A 16,949-nucleotide genomic window follows, 5' to 3' on the forward strand; every position below is an offset into this window, starting at 1 on the left:
CGGCGCGGAGACGACACGTCCGGCTACTTGGGCAAACCGCGTCATCTTCTGGCCTCAATCTAGCGAAGCTGCCTAAATTTTGCCATGTGCTTGCCGCGTAAATGCTGGAAACAATGCGTGTCCCGCCTGCGAACCAAGGACATATTTTTGCCTTATTCTCAGCGAGATACAGGTATTCAACGGGCAATTGCGGCATATTTGTGGCTTATAGGGGGAGGGGTCGTGCCGGTGAGGCGCTAAGCGACAGGATCAACCCACCGCCAACCGCCTGCCGCATCGGCAAATCAATGCGCGATTCGGGCGGTATTGTGGCAACCTCGGGGTGGTCTGTGAACACCGCGCGGCCCTCTGTCAGGTTGACCGCCAACCCGTGAAACCCAAAGACTTGGCTCGCCAACGGGTAATGCGCCTTGTAGGCGGCTTCCTTGGCGGAAAACAAACGCTTGGCCAAAGCCGGACGGGCAGACTTTGGCAGCGGGGCCAATTCTTCGGGCAGGCAAATTTCGGGGATCAGGTCAGTGGCCAAGGGAGCGTCGCCTTCGACGTCGATGCCAAGGCTGAGAAAGTCCTGCGCGCGCGCCACGACCGCAAGGCACAGTCCCTGCGCGTGGCTGATGCTGCCGACGATTCCATCGGGCCAGACCGGCGCGCGGTCTGCCCCCATCGGGATCGGTGCGCGCGCCAGTCCCAGACGCGCCATGGCGCGGCGGGCGGCCAGACGCCCGCCGGCAAACTCTGCCACGCGGGCGGGGCGCGCGCGGGTCATCGCGGCGGCTTCTTCGGGGAAAAGGTCCTCTTCGCCCATGTCTGCCACGCCCCAAGCCACCCCTCGGGGGGGGCCAATCCGGCGGATCAACAAATCAAGGTGCGCGGCCCGCATTGCGTCAGGCCCTGCGCCGCGCGCGCATTTCACGGCGGCGCGCCATGGCATCGCTGCGGGATTGGGCGCGGGTGGATGCCTCGACAGGTGCCGCTGCGGCAGGTGTCACCGCCGCCGGCCCATCGACAAGACCCGCAACCCGCGCGGCCAGATCGGCCAACACAGGAAAGCGGAAAATATCGGTGATCGACAGCTTTGCTGCCCCCAGTTCTTCGCGGATCGCACGGTGCGCTTGAACGGCCAGCAGCGAATGCCCGCCAAGGTCAAAGAAATTGTCGCGCCCGGTGGCACTGACCCCCAGCGTGCGCTGCCAGATCGCGGCAATCGCGGCCTCGACCTGTTGCGCGTCCCCGGTGCCCGCGGATGCCCCCACCGGAACAGTTACCGGTTTCACCTGCACGACTTGCGGCGCAGGCAGCGCCTTGCGGTCCACCTTTTTGTTGGGGGTCAGCGGGAAGGCATCCAAATGCACAAACCGCCCCGGCACCATGAATCCCGGCAGATCGCGGGCCATCGCGGATTTGAGCACCGCCTCCGGTTGCACCGCGCCGGTGTAGTAGCCCACCAGCCGCACGTCGCCCGACACATCCTCACGCGCCATCACCACGCCCTGCACAACGTCCTCAAGCGACTCAAGGCAGGCTTCGATCTCACCCAGTTCGATCCGGTGGCCGCGCAGTTTGACCTGATGATCCACCCGGCCCACAAAGTCGATCGCCCCGTCCACCCGCCGCCGCACCAGATCGCCGGTGCTGTACATGCGGCCGGAATGGAAAGGGTTGTCGGTGAATTTGTCCGCCGTCAGGTCCGGGCGCTGCCAATAGCCGCGCGTGACACCCTGACCGCCGATCCACAGTTCACCCTCTTGGCCTACGCCAACCGGCTGCCGGTCCGCATCCAGAACGTAAAGTTGCTGGTTCGCCAGCGGCATCCCGATGTTGACCACCGCCTCACCCGGCGCGGCCCGCGTGCAGGACGACCAGATCGTCGTCTCTGTCGGGCCATACATGTTGGTCACGGTGGCGTCGGTGATCGCGGCGAACTCCTCGACCAAGGCACCGGGCAGCGGCTCTCCTCCAAGGTACACATGGTGTACACCCTTCAGTGCAAAGCGCGCCTCATCGTTCATCGCGATCATCCGGGCCATCGAGGGGGTGCATTGCAGATGCGTCACCCCGTGGCGGACAATCTGTGCCGCGATGCTGAAATCGTCCTGCGCCAGTTCCGGTACGCCACTGGTCTGTGCAACCACCTCGGCCAAAGGCCGCAGTCCGGCCATGACCGTCTCACGGTCAATACCATAGTCGATCAGGCAGGCGATTTCCGTCACGCCGATGGCCTGCACGTCTTCGGTCCGTTTCAGCGCGTCCTCAACCGTGCCGAACAGTCCGCTGTCGTTGAAATACCGCTCAAACGCGAAGTCGAGGATGGCCTCCAACTCATCCGGCTCTAGTCCGTCCAGTTGCAGATCAAAGGCGTTCGAGGCACCCTCCGGGCGTTTGAACGCCGGAAAGGCCCAAGCATATTGCTTGATCAGCCCGGCGGCAGAGCGCAGGTAGTCCTTCATCGGTTCGCGGGCGATTTCGCGGGCGTGGTCGCGACTGTCGCTCAGGAAGGTGTGCAACATCAGGGTGACTGTGAAATTGGCCGGATCATGCCCCGCCTCGCGCAGCGCGGCGTGGTACAGCTTGATCTTTTCGCCGACCTCTTCGACCGTCTGGCCCAGCAGGTGGGTCAGCACGTTGCAACCGGCGCTGCCTGCCTCTTGCCAGGTCTTGGGGTTGCCGGCGGTCGTGACCCAAACGGGCAGTTCCTTGGACACCGGACGCGGCTGTGTCACCACCTCATGCAGGGTGCCATCCTGACGGGGGAACGCCACCGCCTCGCCGCGCCACAGCTTTCGCACAATCTCAAGGTCGCGCATCATCGCGGGCTTGTTCTCGGGCGGGGTGTTTTCGGGGCGCAGGACAAAATCATCCGGTTGCCAGCCGCTGGCAATCGCCATGCCCGCGCGCCCATTGGTCAGGTTGTCGATCACCGCCCATTCCTCGGCGATGCGGGCGGGATGGTGCAAGGGGGCCACGACAGAGCCGCCGCGCACACCGATGTTCCTGGTTACACCGGCAACCGCCGCGCCGGTCACAGAGGGGTTTGGATAGGGGCCACCAAAGGCGTGAAAGTGCCTCTCAGGTGTCCAGACCGCGACAAATCCGTTCTCATCGGCGAATTGCGCGCCCTCCAGCAGCAGCGCGTATTTGTCCCGCCCCGCGCCGTCGTCATTGCCCCAGTAATACAGGGAGAATTCCATACCGTTGCCGCGCGGCATCGGCCCGTTGGAAATCAAACCCCGGTCCTCATCGCCCGTCAGCACCACGGTCAGCCCGCGCGCGGTGGTCCAGAACAATTCCAGCACAGAGATGTCGAAAGACAGCGAGGTCACCGCCAGCCACGTCCCGCCATCATGCGGAATATGGGCGTCCATCCCTGTATAAAAGTTGCATACATTGCGATGCTCGACCATCACGCCCTTGGGTTTGCCGGTCGATCCGCTGGTGTAGATCAGGTAGGCAAGGTCCTCGGGGCCGCTGGTGTCGGTCAGGTTGTGATCTGACTGCGCGGTCAGGCGCGGCTCTGCGTCCAGCACCAGCAGTTGCGCATTATGGCGCGGCAAGGCGGGTTCCACCGCCGCCTGTGTCACGATTACGGATGCGCCGCTGTCCTCGACGAAATGCTGCAAGCGGTCCGCCGGATAGCCGGGGTCCATCGGCAGATAGGCCCCACCAGCCTTGAGGATTGCCAGCGCGCCGACCATCAGATCGACCGAGCGGCGACAGCACAGGCCGACCACCTGCCCCTTTGTCACGCCCATGTCCCGCAGCAGGTGCGCGGCACGGTTGGCGCGGGCGTTCAGTTCGCCGTAGCTGAGGCTCTGGTTCTCAAAGATCAGCGCCACAGCCTCGGGGGTTTGCGCCGCTTGGTGTTCAAAGGCGCGGTGCATGGTCTGGGCTTGGGTACGGTCGACCGCCGTGGCGTTCCAACGGTTCAGAACCATGTCCCGTTCATCGTCCGGCAGCGCCTGCTCCGGTGCGACGGCCATCAGTTCCAGCCGCGCGGCCAAAAGTTCCGCCATCGCGGGCGATAGTCGCCCGGAGTCATAGCTGAACTGCACGTCCACGCCAAAAATCACCGTCACCACGGTCCCCGGCACATGACCGGCCCCGTCCACGGCCACGCCGATCTGTGGCATCTCAGGCCAGGTCAACTCTGGTGCGCGAACAAAAAGATCCGCCGCAACGGGCAACGGCGCGGACAGCGGTGCCCAAGGCAGGGTCAGCCCGCGGGTCGCCATCTCTGCCAGCGCGCCATCGGCCCAGGCTAGGTCGCCCCCCTGCCCCGAAAGCCGCTCTGCCCAGCCCGCGACCAATGCGATGCCCTCATCGCCACCCGGCAGATGCAGCGCCCGCGATTGCAGCGCGGCCTCCCCCGCCTGCAAACCGGCAAACTCAATCGGTTGCAACGCCGCCATAGCGGCGCGCATCCGGTCCTCATGTCTGGCAACCTTTGCCATCTCTGCGTCGATCTGCGCGCGGGTGTCGATACCCGGAAGGTCCAACACCTCCCCGGCTGCCGCGATTAGATCCGCAGCCACCGACGCGCCGCAGATACGCGCCAACCCCGACAGCACCAGCGCATGTTCGCCGCAGGCGACCGTCAGATGATCATCGCCGACCTCCAGCACAGTGCCGGGCGCGGCATGCGCCTCTGTCAGGCGCGCATGACCGACCAGCCAAACAGCCCCCCGCGCAGAAATTTTTGCCGCACACAACGGGTTCCAGTAGGATCCGTGATCCAGCGCGCGCACCAGACGCTCCAGTTCCGTCGCCGGACGGGTGAAATCCAGTAACCCAAACCCCGAAGGCCGCTTGGCCAAAGCATGGTAGCTACGTTGGGAAAGGTCCTGTTTCACACGGCGCAGATCGCCGCTTTCAAGCTGGTCCAGAAGCACGGGAAAGGACACCATCGCCGCCTCATAGGCCTTGGTGTTCAGGGTCAACGCAGTGTCCTGCGCCGTCACGTCGAACGCCACCTGCTCCAGAACGTCACCCTCATCGACACCGCCCTCGATCAGGTGCCAGGTGACGCCGTGCCGTACCTCTCCGTCGATCAGCGCCCAGATCGGGGCATTCAACCCGGCGTGGCGCGGCAGGGGTCCGTCGTGGAAATTCACCGCACCCTTGGCGGGCAGCGCCAGCACGTCGTCGGGAATGATAGACAGGTTTGCAATGGACAATAGCCAGTCAAATCCACCCGGCAGCCGCACCGCCAGATCGCGCCCCGGTGCCTCGACCCGCAAGCCCGCACCCTCGGCCCAGCGACGCACATCGGCGCTGTCGGTCACAACCGCAAGGATGGTGTTGCCACGGTCGCGCGCCATCTCTGCGCATTGCACCAGCAGCGATTCATTGCCCCAAACGACGCAGGAAAACCCCATCTTCTTCACTCCGCTTCCAGTTCAGCCGCGACCCGCACCTTTTGGGGGGCCGCCTTGCGCTTTCCCGGCAGGGGCCGGAACAGTGCCTTGATGTCGTGTACCAACAAATCACGCAGAAAATGCGGCGGGTCCGCCGGTGTCTTGCCTTGCAACAGGACCCGCAGCCGCCAAAACGCCCCGCCGATGGTGTGCATCAGGGTCGCCAAAACGGCAAAGGCCCGGCCATGGTTCTTGGAGAAATAGTGCCAGCGACTGTCCAGCCAGAACCCCGGAATGCGTGTCCAGCGCTTCATGCCCGTTGAGACGGACCCGATATGCGCAACCTCACTCCCGCGCACATAATGCGTCTCAAACCCCGCCCGCGCGGCACGCAGGCACAGGTCCGTTTCCTCAAAATAAAGGAAATAGCTTTCATCAAAGAGCCCGATACGGTCCAGCACGTCCTGCCGCATCATGATCGAGGCGCCAGCCAACCAATCCACACGCTGCGTCGTCTTCGGCACGCCGATGGGCACCGATTTGCCTTTCAGCAGGCGCGACACAGGCCCGAACCGCATTGACCCCTCCAGCTCGGACCAGATCGACGGAAATCGGAACGCGGTCACATGCGCGTCGCCCTCTTCGCCGTGGATATAGCTGCCCGCAAAACCCGCATTTGGGTGGGTTTCCAGATGGTCGTACAACCGCCGGATCGCATCGGGCGCGGGGAAGGCATCGGAGTTGAGCAGATAGACGTAATCCGGCGCGCTGCCGTCTGACATCCCCGCCCGAATGCCGACGTTGTTGCCCGCACCGAACCCGCCGTTCACCCCCGATTGCACCACCCGGATCGGTGCGCCCTGCGCCCAATCCTCGGACGCGACAGCCTGCCTGATCCGCTCATACGAGCCATCACCAGAGGCGTTGTCGACGACCACCAGTTCCGCATCCATCCCGTCCATCGCACGGAGCGCGGCGCGAACCGACCGCAGCGTCATCTCTGCCGTCTTGTAGTTCAGCGACACCACCAGAACCCGCGCCATGCCGATCACTCCGCCGCGTGGCTGGGAAAGGCCACCACTTCGCCATTGCCGCTGGATGCAGCCTCTGCGCCCTCGATCGCCTCACGCATAAGCGCCGCCAGCACCCGCACGTTCGGCTCCAGCACCATGCTGTCATGGTCGCCGGGCACCTCGTGTACCTCGACCCCCGGCACCATCCGGCCCCAGTCGTTGTCGTGGGTCACATAGGTCCGTTCCGAATTCACCATCGCGCCGTTAGAGACCGTCCATTTGCCAACCAGCGGCGGACGGCACAGCACCACGCGTCCGTCCCATGGGCGTACGGTGTACCCTGCGATGGCGCGGTAGAACGCCGCCTCGATCTCGGCGTTGTGAAAGCCGAGTTCGGGGCCGGTGGCGTCAATCTGCCGCCGCTTGGCGATCTCCCACTTGATGCGGTTCTTCAGCCAGATGAAGGGATACAGCGGCCCCTTTTCGCGCGCCTGATGCCACTGGATGATCAGCCGGTCACGCCGGGACAAAGCCCTCCGCTGCGGCAGTGGCGTGTCCAGCATGACCACAAGCGAGACCTCTTCGCCCATAACCTCAAGCTGGCGGGCGACCTCATAGGCGGTGATTCCGCCGCCAGAGAACCCGCCCAGCATGTAAGGGCCATGCGGCTGCACCTGCCGCATTTCAACAATGTAGTCGCGCGCCGCCTCTTCGATGCTGTCGTGCGGCGCTTCGCCGCCATACAGCCCCCGCGCCTGAAGACCATAAAACGGCCGGTCCGCGCCCAACATGTGCGCAAGGTGGCGCAGGTTCAGCACGTTGCCGAACATCCCCGCAATCAGGAAGAAGGGCCGCCGCGCGCCACCGTCGCCGTCGTGCATCGGCACAAGATGGGTAAAGCGCCGCTCTGGCACCGGTTTTGCGCCCGGTTCTGCGTTCACCGGGCCAATCTGCGCCTCGATCAGGGATGCGCATGTGCGAATGGTTGGGGCCTCGAACAGGACCGAGATCGGGAAATCCACGCGGAACGCTTTTTTGACCATCGCAAACAGACGCACCGCGATCAGCGAGTGCCCGCCTAGGTCGAAAAAGCTGTCGTCCGCCCCGACATTCTGCACGCCCAAAAGGTCCTCCCAGAACCCGGCCAGCCGTTGTTCTATCTCCCCCTCGGGGGCGACATAGTCGCTGTCCAGTTGCGGCCGGTCGAAGGTCTGCCCGCCTGTCGCCTCGGCGACAGAGGCCGCCGCTTGCCGTGTCAGCGCGTCCAAGTCCATCGACGACACCACCACCTGCCGCGCGCCCAGCGCCAGAGCACGGTGAAAGGCCTCTACCCCCTCGTCGGGCAGGATGCCCTGGCTCAGGTTATGGGCCAGACGCTCTTCGGCGGCAGACAGGGGGTGTGCGGTGTCATTGTCGTCCAGTTCCAGTTCGGCGGCAGTCAGCGGCGGAGCGGCCTTCAGCACATTCGCCGTGGCCAGTTTGCGGATGGTAAAGCCCGTGACCTCGACCAACACCTCTCCTGCCGCGTCACATAGTGTGATGTCAAAGCTCGCCGTTTCACGGTCGGCGCGGTTCTCAGCGGCGTTGCGGACCCATGACACAATGCGATCCGGCAGCGCCCCATGCACACGCACACGGCCGTAGCGCACCGGCACCCAGAGATGCGTCGGCTGATAACCTTCGATCAGGTCCATCGCCCAACCGGTGGCAATATCCATCAGCGCCGGGTGAAGCAGGGTCTCGGGCGCAGCGGCATTTGTGGGCAGCGAAAGGTCAGCAATCCCTTCCCCCTGTCCCAGAGCGCGGGCATCCAGCACCTTCCAGCTGTCGCCGAACGCCAGATGCACCTCCTGGGCCGAGGTCAGCTTGGCCCCACCGCCGTCCACATGCGCGGGACAACGCGCCCGGATCGCATCCAGATCCAGCCGCGCAGGCCGCGCCATCGGCATCAGCGACAGCGCGCCCTGCGCCGTCAGGGCAAAACCGTGCCGCCCATTCAGCGTGGCATCCGCCAGCACGTCAAAACCATAGCCCTCATCAGAACGCGTCAGCCGCAGCTGCACATCCCGCGCGCCACCCTCGGCCACGCGCAGGGGGCGCAGGAACGACAGGTCACGAATCTCGAACGCGCCGCTTTCGCCATGCGCGCGCAGAGCCTGCGCCGCGAGCGACAGATAGCCGGTGCCGGGCAACAGCGCATCGCCCGCCTTGGTGCGGTGCTGGTCGATGAACCAATCGTCGGTGGAATAGCGCGCGGCAAAGATGCGGTTGCCGTGATCGTCAAATGTGGCCTCTGCCAACATCTCCTGCACCACCGGTGTCACCGGCGGCTTCGGCAGGTCACCAGCGCGCGCGGCAACGGCCTCGGCGGCCATGCCGACCTCATTCCAGATCCCCCAATTGATCGCCACAACCCGTGTCTTTCCAGTGCGGGCGCGCGCAAAGGCGTTCAGGAATTCATTGGCAGCAACGTAATCCACCTGCCCAGCAGGCGCGGTGACGGTGGAGGACGAACTGAACAACGCCATCCACTCCAGCGCGCCATCGGGGAACACCTCTCCCAACACCTGCGCGCCGTGGATCTTGGGCGTAAACACATCCTCGACGCTGGCGGGCGTCTTGGACAACAAGGGGGCATCGTCGATGACGCCCGCGCCGTGGATCACGCCGGTGATCGGTCCGAAACGGTCTTCGACCGTGCGCCTTACGTGCTGCATCTGGCCAAGGTTGCAGACGTCTGCCGCCAGCACCATGACCTCGGCCCCGGCCTCTTCCAGGGCCTGAACCGATTTGATCCGCCGCGCCATTCGGTCCTGCGGCGCGTGGCGGCGCAGGTAGTCGGGCCATTCCGAACGGTCGGGCAGCGTCTTGCGCGCCAAAAGGATCAGCTTTGCGCCTTGCATGGCGAAATCCCGCGCCAGTGTCAGCCCGATGCCGCCAAACCCGCCGGTGATCAGGATGACCCCACCTTTTGCTAAGGTCGGCACCTCGGGGAGCGTCACAGGCCGCATCGCGCATTCAAACCGCCGGTCACCGCGAAGGGCCGCGATCCGGTCGCCGGGGTCACTCAACAATTCTTCCAGCACGCGCAAAGACAGTGTGTCCATCGCGCCATCGCGCGCCGCCTGCGCCTTCGTCCGCGCCCAAAAGGACACCTCGACCGGACCGGGCAAGGTGACGTCCAGAGTCGATACACTTACCCCCGGCAATTCGCGCGGGATCACCCGCGCCGGTCCCGCGATGGTCGCCTTTTCGGGATATGAAAGGGGTTCATCCCGCAACTGCGCGGCACCATTCGTGATGACGGTCATGTGCAGCGGGCGCGGCAGGCCCTCAGCCTCCAGCGCCTGTGCAAGGAACATCAGAGAATAGAACCCCTGCTCCTGCACGCGGTGAAAAAAGCTGGAGCCGGGGCGATGCCCCTCACCCTTTGTCAGCAGCCAGAAATGGCCGATCCGGGTGGGGACCATGCCGCGCGCAACAAGGTCCTGCAACAGCAGGTCATAGCCTTCACGCCCGCGTTCAGGTGCCAGCACATAGCCCTCTCCGATGCGCGCAAAAGCATCGCCGGGACGCACCTCGACCACCGTGTGACCGGCGGCGCGCAACCGCGCCGCCGCGCGTGCCGCCACACCAGCCTCATCCATGAACATCAGCCAGACCTGTGGCGCGGCGTCATCCAGTCCCTCCACCACATCGACCTCGACCGGGGCGGACCTAGGCCGCCAGACCGGCTGCCAACCCCATTCAGACAGGTCGTCATTGCGCATCAGGAAACTGGTTGCGCTGTCTGTCGCGGCTTTGCCCGGCGCGATGAAATAGGGGCTGCGCTGAAAGGCATAGGTCGGCAGAACCACGCGGTTGCGCCGCGCGTCGCCCCAGATCTGATCCCAATCGATCTGCACGCCCAGCGCGGACAGTCGCCCCAGCACCTCAAACATATGCCGGTCGTCGGCGATCTCTTCTTCGGGATGGCGCAGCGACGACAGCACCTGATTGCCGGAAACATCGGCGTGTTGCCGCGCCAGAGAGGACAGCGCCTTACCCGGCCCGACCTCAAGGAACACCCGATTTTCTGCCGCCAAGGCCCCTACACAATCGGCGAACAACACCGTGCCGCGCAAATGCGCCACCCAATAGTCGGGGTCCGTCGCCTGCTCGGTCGTCATCAGCTTGCCGGTCCGGTTCGAGGTCAGCGGCAATTGCGGCGCGTGTAGGTCTATCGACCTGAGGTAATCACCAAACTGCGCCAAGATTGGCTCCAGCATCCGGCTATGTGCGGCAATGTCGATCCCGATCCGGGTGCATTGCACCTCGCGCCGCTCCAACTCTGCCTGCAAGACATCCAGCGCCGCCTGCGGGCCAGAGGCCACCGACAGATCCGGCCCGTTTACCGCCCCCAAATCCAGATCATCGCCCAGCAGGGGCCGCAATTCATCCGCTGGCAAGCCCACCGACAGCATTCCCCCCGCAGGCACCGAGTCGAACAGCCGTCCGCGCAAGTGCACCAAGCCTATGCAATCCTCAAAGCCGATCACCCCCGCCACGCAGGCGGCGGTGTTTTCCCCCATGGAATGACCGGTCAGCGCCGCCGGGGTCACGCCCCAACTCATCCACAATTGCGCCAGCGCATATTCGCAAATCATGATCAGCGGCAGCTGCAAGGATGGCGTCAACAGCGCCGCGTCCGCCGCCGCCTTTGCACCGCGCCGGGGCAGCCAAAGCTCCCGGACCCCCGGCTTCTTCTTGGCAGAAATACTCCCTTCGGCATCGCCACCAGCGACCCGCTCAAGATGATCCAGCCCACGGTCCATCCATTCGGCAAAGACCGGCTCTGTCTCATACAGATCGCGCGCCATGCCCGCGTACTGCGCGCCGCCGCCGGGAAACATGAAGACAACTTCGGGCCGGTCCAGCGCCTGATGATCAAACACCCGCCGCGCCTCGGCCCCGTCCAGCAGGCGCGCCGCCTCGGCATGTGACCCGGCAACAACAACACGGCGCTTTTCAAAGGCGCGCCGCCCTTCTTTCAGGGTCCATGCGACATCCGCCAAGTCCTGTTCCGGATGCGCCCGCAGGTGCGCGGCCAACCGGGCGGCATTGCCGTCCAGCGCCGCTTTGCTGCGCGCAGAGACCGTCAGGATCTGAAACGGCCAGTCCGACTCGGCGCTGGACGCGCGCTCTGGCGCTTCTTCGAGAACCACATGCGCGTTGGTCCCGCCCACGCCCAAGGAATTCACCCCGGCGCGGCGCGGATGAGCGGCGCGAGGCCAGTCGCGCAAACGGTCGTTCACCGCAAAAGGAGAGCCGTCAAAGTCGATGGCCGGGTTCGGTGCCTCATACCCCAATGAGGGCGGCATCTGCCGGTTATGCAGGGCAAGCGAGGCCTTGATCAGCGAGGCGACACCCGCCGCCGTATCCAGATGGCCGATATTGGTCTTGACTGACCCAATGCGGCAATGGCCGACGGCGGAGCTTGTCTCGGCAAAGGCCTGTGTCAGGGCGGCCACCTCGATCGGGTCGCCAAGATAGGTGCCGGTGCCATGGCATTCGACATAGTCGACGGTGTCCGCCGTGACGCCCGCAATTGCCTGCGCCTCTGCCACGGCGACGGCTTGTCCCTCGACGCTTGGCGCGAGGTATCCGGCCTTTTGCGCGCCGTCATTGTTGACCGCGCTGCCCTTGATAACGGCCCAGATGTGATCGCCATCGGCCACGGCATCTGCCAGCCGCCGCAGCACCACAACCCCCGCGCCAGACCCGAAAACCGTGCCTTCGGCACGATGGTCAAAGGCGTGGCATTGCCCGTCCGGGGACAGGATCTCATTCTCTTTGTAAAGATACCCGCGCCCCTGTGGCAGTTCGATGGTCACACCGCCGGCAATCGCCATGTCGCATTCGCCATTCAGCAGCGCCTGCGCGGCATAGTGCGTCGCCACCAGAGAGGTGGAACAGGCGGTTTGCAGGTTGATCGACGGCCCGTGCAGGTCCAGCACATGGCTGAGCCGCGTGGTCATGAAATCCTTGTCGTTGCCGGTATGGCGCAACAGGAACATGCCGGTATTCTCAACCAGATCGGGGTTCGAACAGACGTTGAAATAGAAATACGACCCCATCCCGCACCCGGCAAAAACGCCGACCTGCCCGTCGAAGGTATCGGGCACATGACCGGCGTTTTCCAACGCTTCCCATGCGCATTCCAGAAACTGGCGGTGCTGGGGGTCCATGATCGCTGCCTCTTTGGGAGAAAACCCAAAGAATTCGGCATCGAAGTGGTCAAAATCATCGAGCGGCGCGGCGAAAGGAACATAGTCGCGGTGGCGCATCAGGCCGGGGTCTTCGCCCGCCGCGCGCAGATCGTCCTCGCTCAGACGCCGGATCGACGACACGCCGTCGCGCAGATTCCGCCAGTAGGCTGCGATATCCGCAGCGCCCGGCAAATGCGCCGCCATCCCCACGATGGCGATTTCGTTTTCACCAATGCGGGCTTCGTCATCGGTCATCTCTGACTCCGAATGCCTTTGCGCCGCCACCCACCGTCACATTTGCCCGGAGATTGCGGCAATTTTTAGGTGTTTTCGCCCGTTTCTGCCCCAATTGGGACAAGGTATGAGGATATCCATCTAGGCGTCCGGACAATCTAACTATCCTTTCGGAATTGTTTCCAAACGGGGAATTTTGGGCCTAACCGCCCGGTTGCGACAAGCGGAGAATCGGCTCCCAGTTCAGCCAGATGGCCAGCGCCGTCAGCCCCAGACCAACCCCGGCAAACAGCGCATCGTGCAGCCCGTCCCAAGCCCCCATGCGCCGGGCCAGCCAGACGACCACCGGATAGGCCAGCGTAAAGGCCACGGCCTGACCGATCAACGCGCCGATCAGCCCTGCCGACTGCAATCCGATTAAAATACACCCGACCATCAGAACGGCGCGCGCAAAAGCCAGATAGAAATAGCGCCGCGAATCCCCCGCCGCGAGCGCCGCCTGATCATAGGTCATCACGATCAACATCGGGATCTGCGCACAGGCCAGCACCACGGCCATCGCCCCGGCCTGCGCATAGCGGGCATCATACAGCGTCTCGACCAGCCAGACGCCCAGCAGGGCAAAGACCGCCACAAACCCGATCAACAGGGCAGACACGGCAAACCGCATCTTGCGCAGCTTTAGGAAATTTTCCCGGCTCTCTGTCGGCGGCGTCTCTCGGTAGACGGGGATCAGGATCTTGTGCGTCACCAGATTGCCCAGCATCAGCGGAAAAGACGCCCAGAAGTAGCCGATGTTGTAGACGCCGAAGGCATCCAGCGCGATGAACTTGCCGATCAGCATTTTGTCGGCCTGGGTAAAGAAGAAGCCGCAGACCGTGGCCAGAAACACCCATTTACCAAAGCCGATCAGCTCTTTCGCTGCCGCCTTTTCCCAATGCAGACGGTTGCCGGGTCCGGGCAGAAAGCGCCAATTCAGCGCGACCTCGATCAACGCGCCGATCACGCCAGAAACCACAAGCGCCCAGACCGATCCCCACCACCACGCCAAAAGGACGGCGGCCACGACACCGGCCAGTTGCGTCCCGATGTCGAGGACCGTCACCCGGCCCAGCATCAGATGCCGGTTGGCGGTGATCATCCGGGTCGGGCGAAAGCCGGTGATCAGCAAGGTCAGCGCCGAAACCGGCAGGATCTGCGTCAGCAGGGGCTGGTCGTAGATCAGCGCCATCGGCCATGCCAGACCGCAGGCGACCAGCCACAACCCGACACCGCGAAACGCCTGAATGGTCCAGGCGGTGTCGAGGAACCTTTGTTCGTCGCCGCGTTTGGATTGCATGATCGACGGGGCCACACCGACGTCCGAAAACTGTCCCAGACCCATCAGGAACACCATGACCAGCGCCATCAGGCCAAAGGCCTCTGGGAACAGCAGGCGGGTCAGGATCAGGTTGGACGCCAGCCGCAGCACTTGGCCAAACCCGAAACTGCCCATCGTGAACAAGGATGAACGCATGGCGCGCGCTGTGATCGACCCACCTTTGAGTGCGGCAAGAGAGGTCATCGCCCACGGCTCCAGTCCTGCTGTCGGCGCGGCGTCAGTTTTACGGCCAGTGCAACGCCAGAATAGACGAGAAAGCCCAGCGGGTCGGCCAAGGCAAGCCGCAGTTTGCGGCCCATCGGGAAATCAGGTTTATCGTCGTTGCGGATCAGGTCCGGGTAAAGTGCCGCGATCTCATCGACGCCCGCGTTCTGCCGCCGCCGCACCTTGACCAGATTGCGCGCCCCTTCGGCAATCGGCCAGCGATAGCTGGCGGGCACGCCAATGCGTTCTTCGGGGCGAAAGTGCAGACGGACATAAATGTCGTCCGAAATGATTTTGGGGAAGCGGTCCCAACGCGCGCGGCCCGCCGCGTTCACGGCAAACAGGCCACATCCCGGCACAACGTCGCGCATGAAGGGCACCCGCCGCCAAATCCGCGCATAGGCCCGGCTGACCGGGGTTGCCGCCGCGATCTCGACCTGACCGCTGGCATAACGCGGGGTCGGCACTTCCAGAGCCTTGGCCAATTGCGCCAGCAGGTCGGGCGTCACCGTCACATCGGCGTCCAGATAGACGCGGGTCGCCGCCCGCGCCGCCGCATCCCCGGCATTCAGGGCACCGGGCTTGCCGCCTTCGGCCCGTTCTATCACGTTTAGCTGCCAGCCCCGTTCGGCGGCGCGACTGGCGTAGGACCGCGCCACGGATGCCGTGTCATCCTTGCAGCCATTGGCCACCACGATCACCTCGACAGGGCCGGAGTCGCGCGAGGCCAGCAACGCCTCAAGGCAGCCGCCGATCAGCGCCGCCTCGTTGCTGGCGGGCACGATCACACAGAGCCCCGCGCCACGCGATTGATAGTCTTGATCCATGTCTCTTGCCCACACCCGTACCCATGCGGCCACACCTTGAAAAAATACACCATGCCCCGCACTGGAAACTGCTCAGGAACTGTGGCCAAAGCGTGGAATCACTTAGGTTTGTAAGAGACCAACGCCCCAGCGGCGGTGCGGCTGCCATCTCAAGGACTAACAGGTGACGCAAGGCTTGCGTATCGGGTATATCGTCCCGCAATTCCCGGGACAGACACATATTTTCTTCTGGCGCGAGATTCAGGCGCTGGAAGCGATGGGTCATGAGGTTCACGTTTTTTCGACCCGCAAACCCCCGCGCAAGCTGATTTCCCACGACTGGTCGAATGAGGCGATTGCCCGCACAACCTATCTGGGCAAGGTCGATCCGATCCCCGCCGCCATCGCACTGGGCAAGATGTCAGCCAAGGGCCTGCCGCTGTGGATGCTGCGCGAAAAGCCCGGATTCGCCAAGGACGCACTGGTCACGCTGGCGGCCGCAGAACGGCTGCGGCGTGAGGCAGCGGCGCGCGGGCTGGACCACGTCCACGCCCATTCCTGCGGCCGTGCGGCGCTGATCGCCACCTTTTGTCGCCTGATGGGTGGACCGACCTATTCGCTGACCCTGCACGGACCCTTGTCGGATTACGGTCCCGGCCAACGGGTCAAATGGCGGCACGCCAGCTTTGCCACCATCATCACCCGCAAGATCCTGAACGAGATCGAGCAGAGCCTTGCCGGCTATCTGCCGGACCGCCGCGTCATCCGACCTATGGGGGTCGATACAGAGGCGCTCAAACGGTCAGCGCCCTATGTTCCGCCCGAACATGGCCGCCCGATCCGCCTGTTCAGCTGCGGGCGGCTGAACGTGGTCAAGGGCCATCAGGACCTTATGGCCGCCACCCGGCAATTGCTGGATCAGGGCGTCGACGTGCGGTTGGAAATCGCCGGAGAGGACGATGCAGGCGGCACCGGCTATCGCGCGGAACTGGAGGACACGCTGAAAAGGCTACGCCTTCAGGATCACGTCAAACTGCTGGGCGCGATCGACGCGGGCGCGGTCAAGGCCAAGCTGGAAGAAGCGCATCTGTTTGTGCTGGCCTCATGGCATGAACCGCTGGGCGTCGCCTATATGGAGGCGATGTCGATGGGGGTGCCGACCATCGGCACCGACGCGGGCGGCGTGGCCGAGCTCATCACCGATGGCTCGACCGGCTATCTGGTCGAGCCGAAGAACCCCGGCCAACTTACCCGCACGATCCGTTCGCTGGTGAACGATCCGGACGCCCTGTTGCGCCTGTCCGAGGCCGGTCGCGCGCATGTGGTCGAGAATTTCCGCGCCTCTCTGGGGGCCGAAGTTCTGGTCGAGGAAATCGAACGTCTGAAAGACGGCACCGCCACCACTTAAAACATTCGCCGATTTCAAACCTGTTTTCCTCCGCTGATGGCTTGACGGAAATCAACGCCAAGATGCGTCCACGGCCCTAGGCTTCACATTGGAAATCACCTGTGGCTGTCGCGGCCCAACATCCATGTGGACCTTGAAATGAGACTTCTTGCCCTGCTTCTTGGCACTTTCGCCATCTTCACCCTCACCGCCTGTGAGGGACCGACCGACGGAACCTATCCCGTCACGCACGAAACCTGCTCTGCGGATGATCCGGTCAAAGACATGGAGCCGATTGACTGCGCACCGCACATGTAAGGTTTAA

Annotated in this window: 8 protein-coding genes; 2 read left to right on the forward strand and 6 right to left on the reverse strand. The window is 64.0% G+C overall.

Annotation, left to right across the window (positions count from 1 at the left end):
• Positions 1-205 precede the first annotated feature (205 nt).
• The 6 genes from VOI21_RS03170 to VOI21_RS03195 all read right to left on the reverse strand — a co-directional run bounded on the left by VOI21_RS03170 (position 206) and on the right by VOI21_RS03195 (position 15,258).
• Positions 206-805, reverse strand: coding sequence for a 4'-phosphopantetheinyl transferase family protein (locus tag VOI21_RS03170; protein ID WP_323768416.1), 600 nt, complete (start codon positions 803-805; stop codon positions 206-208).
• A gap of 79 nt (positions 806-884) precedes the next feature.
• Positions 885-5,372, reverse strand: a complete 4,488-nt coding sequence (locus VOI21_RS03175) for a MupA/Atu3671 family FMN-dependent luciferase-like monooxygenase (RefSeq protein WP_323767607.1) — start codon at positions 5,370-5,372, stop codon at positions 885-887.
• A 5-nt stretch (positions 5,373-5,377) separates the two neighbouring features.
• Entirely contained in the window at positions 5,378-6,394 is a 1,017-nt protein-coding gene (locus tag VOI21_RS03180) for a glycosyltransferase family 2 protein (protein ID WP_323767609.1), read from the reverse strand.
• A gap of 5 nt (positions 6,395-6,399) precedes the next feature.
• Complete coding sequence (locus VOI21_RS03185) at positions 6,400-12,867, reverse strand: type I polyketide synthase (RefSeq protein ID WP_323767611.1); 6,468 nt, start codon at positions 12,865-12,867, stop codon at positions 6,400-6,402.
• Between the two features lie 181 nt (positions 12,868-13,048).
• Positions 13,049-14,410 carry an oligosaccharide flippase family protein gene (locus VOI21_RS03190; protein WP_323767613.1) on the reverse strand — a complete coding sequence of 454 codons (1,362 nt, stop codon included), beginning with the start codon at positions 14,408-14,410 and terminating at the stop codon, positions 13,049-13,051.
• Positions 14,407-15,258 (reverse strand): glycosyltransferase, encoded by an 852-nt coding sequence (locus VOI21_RS03195; protein WP_323767615.1) that lies wholly within the window; start codon positions 15,256-15,258, stop codon positions 14,407-14,409. Before VOI21_RS03195 ends, VOI21_RS03190 begins: the two co-directional genes overlap by 4 nt.
• A gap of 175 nt (positions 15,259-15,433) precedes the next feature.
• Here VOI21_RS03195 and epsE point away from each other — a divergent pair, with 175 nt between their 5' ends.
• The gene (gene epsE / locus VOI21_RS03200; protein WP_416358954.1) at positions 15,434-16,645 is read left to right on the forward strand and encodes an exopolysaccharide biosynthesis GT4 family glycosyltransferase EpsE; all 1,212 of its coding nucleotides are present in this window, start codon (positions 15,434-15,436) and stop codon (positions 16,643-16,645) included.
• A 138-nt stretch (positions 16,646-16,783) separates the two neighbouring features.
• Positions 16,784-16,942, forward strand: a complete 159-nt coding sequence (locus VOI21_RS03205; protein WP_323767619.1) for a hypothetical protein — start codon at positions 16,784-16,786, stop codon at positions 16,940-16,942.
• Positions 16,943-16,949: the final 7 nt, after the last annotated feature.

The sequence above is a fragment of the Antarctobacter sp. genome (assembly GCF_034670325.1).
Classification (GTDB): Bacteria; Pseudomonadota; Alphaproteobacteria; order Rhodobacterales; family Rhodobacteraceae; genus Antarctobacter.